Origin of the sequence: Pseudomonas sp. EA_65y_Pfl1_P113 (assembly GCF_963970525.1) — a bacterium.
Lineage (GTDB): Bacteria > Pseudomonadota > Gammaproteobacteria > Pseudomonadales > Pseudomonadaceae > Aquipseudomonas > Aquipseudomonas tritici.
The window spans coordinates 1-836 of the sequence record NZ_CAXAQM010000131.1; the positions used below are offsets into that span (position 1 = coordinate 1).

Here is an 836-nt window from a genome sequence, read left to right on the forward strand (position 1 = left end):
CCACAATGTCTGCGTGGCGACGTCCCACATCGGCCCTTCGCCGAGCGTTGCGCCGAGCGGCGCGATCGAGACGGGTGCGCTCGCCATCAGCGCCAGCCCGCGTCCACGAAATAATCGTGGCCCGTGCACATATGCGCATCGTCCGAGGCCAGGAACAAGGCAAGCGCAGCGACGTCGACCGGCTGGATCCGCCCCGACAGGCATTGCGCCGCGACGATCTCGGCTTCGCCTTCGGGTGTATACCAGCGCTGCTGGCGCGGCGTCTGCACATTGCCGGGCACGATCGTGGTGACGCGGATGCCGTCGCGCCCGAGATCACGCGCGAGACCGCGCGTCATGCCTTCGATCGCGGCCTTGGCGGTCTGATACAGCACGAGATCGGGCAGCCCCAAATGCCAGCTGATCGACCCGAAATTGATGATCACACCGCCGCCCGCCGCGCGCATCCCCGGCACCACGGCTTGTGCCGCGAAGAACAGATGGCGCAAATTGGTCGCCATTCGCTCGTCCCAATAAGCGGGGGTCACTTCGTCAACGCTATGGCGATCGTCGCTCGCGGCATTGTTGATGAGAATGTCGATGCCGCCAAGATCCTCGACAATCGCCGCGATCGCCGCACCCAACGCCGCCGGATCGCGCAGGCCACACAAATGGAAGCGACCCGGGGCAAAGCGCTCGGCAATGTCCCCGCCCGCAGCCTTGTCGACATCGATAAAGGCAACGTGCGCCTGTTGCTCGGCAAAGGCCTGGACCAAGCATGCGCCAATGCCGCTCGCGCCGCCCGTCACCAGCACCCGCTTGCCGACAAGGCTCGGGTAAATCGCGCGCGTGCCGGT

General features: G+C 65.9%; 1 protein-coding gene. It reads right to left on the reverse strand.

All coding sequences use genetic code 11. The annotated features are described in order from the left end of the window. Positions 1-86 precede the first annotated feature (86 nt). Positions 87-836, reverse strand: a 750-nt coding sequence (locus AACY52_RS28670; RefSeq protein WP_339561119.1) for an SDR family oxidoreductase, incomplete at its 5' end; no start/stop codon positions are given.